This window comes from Allobosea sp. CER48 (genome assembly GCF_044752385.1).
In the GTDB taxonomy this organism is placed as follows: domain Bacteria; phylum Pseudomonadota; class Alphaproteobacteria; order Rhizobiales; family Beijerinckiaceae; genus Allobosea.
Window position 1 is genome coordinate 1 of the sequence record NZ_JBIWYK010000488.1, and the last position, 2,183, is coordinate 2,183.

A 2,183-nucleotide genomic window follows, 5' to 3' on the forward strand; every position below is an offset into this window, starting at 1 on the left:
GCTCAAAATCTCTTCCCGGCGATCATCGACGCTTTCGCGGCGCTTCAACCAGCGACGCTCCTCGAGCGCGCGCACGGCGCGGCTGACCTTTGTTTTGTGCATGGCCGAATGCGCGCCGATCTCCTTGGCCGTCATCGTTTCGAACTGGCCGAGGGTGGCGAGGACCCGCCATTCGGGGACGGTCAGGTCGTGATGCGGCCCGTAGACGTCGCGGAACGCCTGCGAGACCGCGGCGGCGAGCCGGTTGAGGCGGTAGGGCAGGAATTCTTCGAGGGCGAGTTTCGTCATCGCTTGTTAGTTACAAAATCGACCGTTACCTCTGCAACGATATTCTGGCTCGCGCTTCGGGACCTGCCCGGGGCGGGCCAATGAACCACGGCAAGGCTCGCGCGATGGCTGCGCTCACCGCGAGCTTTCCCTCCGGAGACGAGTCATGAATGTGCAGAATCCAAAGTCGACGGGCTCGGCGAACGGCCCTGCGAAGAGTGCCATTGCGGCCGGCTACATGTCCGGCTTCGGCAACGGCTTCGAGACCGAGGCGCTGTCCGGCGCCCTGCCGCTGGGCCGCAACTCGCCGCAGAAATGCGCCTATGGGCTCTATGCCGAGCAACTTTCGGGCTCGCCCTTCACGGCTCCGCGCACCACCAATGAGCGCTCCTGGCTCTATCGTATCCGGCCGACGGTCGCGCATTGGAACCAGTTCCGGAAGGTCGATGCCGGGTTCTGGCGCACCGCGCCGGCCCGTGAGGTCGACCTGCCGCTGGCGCCGATGCGCTGGAGCCCGTTGCCCATTCCCTCGCAGCCGCTCTCCTTCGTCGAGGGCATCCACAGCATGACCACGGCAGGCGATGCCGGCAGCCAAGGCGGTATGGGTGCGCATGTCTATCTGATCACGCGCTCGATGGTGGACGAATACTTCTACAATGCCGATGGCGAGATGCTGTTCGTGCCGCAGCAGGGCTCCTTGCGGCTCTGGACCGAGTTCGGGATCATCGACATCGAGCCGGGCGAGATCGCCGTAATCCCGCGTGGGGTGAAGATCCGCGTCGAGCTTCAGGACGGACCGGCGCGCGGCTATGTCTGCGAGAACTATGGCGGCGCCTTCACCTTGCCGGAGCGCGGGCCGATCGGCGCCAACTGCCTGGCCAATCCGCGTGATTTTCTGACGCCGGTGGCGGCCTATGAGGACCGGGACGCGCCCTCGCGGATGTTCGTGAAATGGGGCGGCAATCTCTGGGTCGCCGACATCGCCCATTCGCCGCTCGACGTCGTCGCCTGGCACGGCAACTACGCGCCCTACAAATACGATCTGCGCAAGTTCTCGCCGGTCGGACCGATTCTCTACGACCATGCCGACCCCTCGATCTTCACGGTGCTGACGTCGCCCTCCGAGACGCCCGGCACCGCCAATATCGACTTCGTCATCTTCTCGGATCGCTGGCTGGTGGCGGAGAATACCTTCCGCCCGCCCTGGTATCATATGAACGTGATGAGCGAGTTCATGGGTCTGGTCTATGGCGTCTACGACGCCAAGACAGGCGGCGGCTTCGTGCCCGGCGGCATCTCGCTGCATAACATGATGCTGCCGCACGGCCCCGACGTCGATGCCTTCGAGAAGGCGAGCAGTGTCGAATTGAAGCCGCACAAGCTCGAAGGCACGCTCGCCTTCATGTTCGAGACACGCTTCCCGCAGCAGGTCACGGCCTTCGCCGCCCATTCGGAGGCGTTCCAGACCGACTATGGCGGCTACGGCCACAAGCTCACCAAGCATTTCGATCCGAACAAGCCCTGAGACAGAGATGCCTTTTCTCGACGACACCCATGATCCGAAGCTGCGCAGCTTCGAGCTCACCGCGAACGGCCATTCCGAATTCCCGATCCAGAACCTGCCGCTGGGCGTCTTCAGCCCCCCGGACGGCGGGCCGCGCGGCGGCATCGCCATCGGAGACATGATCCTCGACCTGAAGGCGGCGGCGGAAACCGGTCTGCTTGCCGATGTCCGCCCCTTCGTCGACAGCCTGGCGATCCCGAACCTCAATGCGTTCCTCGCCCTCGGCCGTGAGGCCCGCCTTCGCCTGCGGCGTCGGGTTTCGGCCCTGCTGGCCGAAGGAGGCGCCGATGAAGGTCGGGTTCGCTCCTGCCTGCATCCGCGCGCCGGCTGCATGATGCAGGTTCCGGCCCGG

At 65.0% G+C, this 2,183-nt stretch carries 2 protein-coding genes and 1 pseudogene; 2 read left to right on the plus strand and 1 reads right to left on the minus strand.

All coding sequences use genetic code 11. The features are described from left to right. The coding region (locus tag ACIPIA_RS14690; protein ID WP_400510615.1) for a MarR family winged helix-turn-helix transcriptional regulator at positions 1–288 on the minus strand (288 nt) is incomplete at its 3' end. 145 nt (positions 289–433) lie between these two features. On the opposite strand from ACIPIA_RS14690, the gene hmgA reads away from it, so the two are divergent. Continuing rightward, positions 434–1,792 (plus strand): homogentisate 1,2-dioxygenase, encoded by a 1,359-nt coding sequence (gene hmgA, locus ACIPIA_RS14695; RefSeq protein WP_400510616.1) that lies wholly within the window; start codon positions 434–436, stop codon positions 1,790–1,792. A 7-nt stretch (positions 1,793–1,799) separates the two neighbouring features. After that, positions 1,800–2,183, plus strand: a pseudogene (locus ACIPIA_RS14700) (fumarylacetoacetase); the annotation flags it as partial.

What these genes read in the sequence shown, in the direction of transcription:
- hmgA (WP_400510616.1), top strand. Translation starts at nt 434, where the DNA reads ATGAATGTGCAGAATCCAAAGTCGACGGGCTCGGCGAACGGCCCTGCG.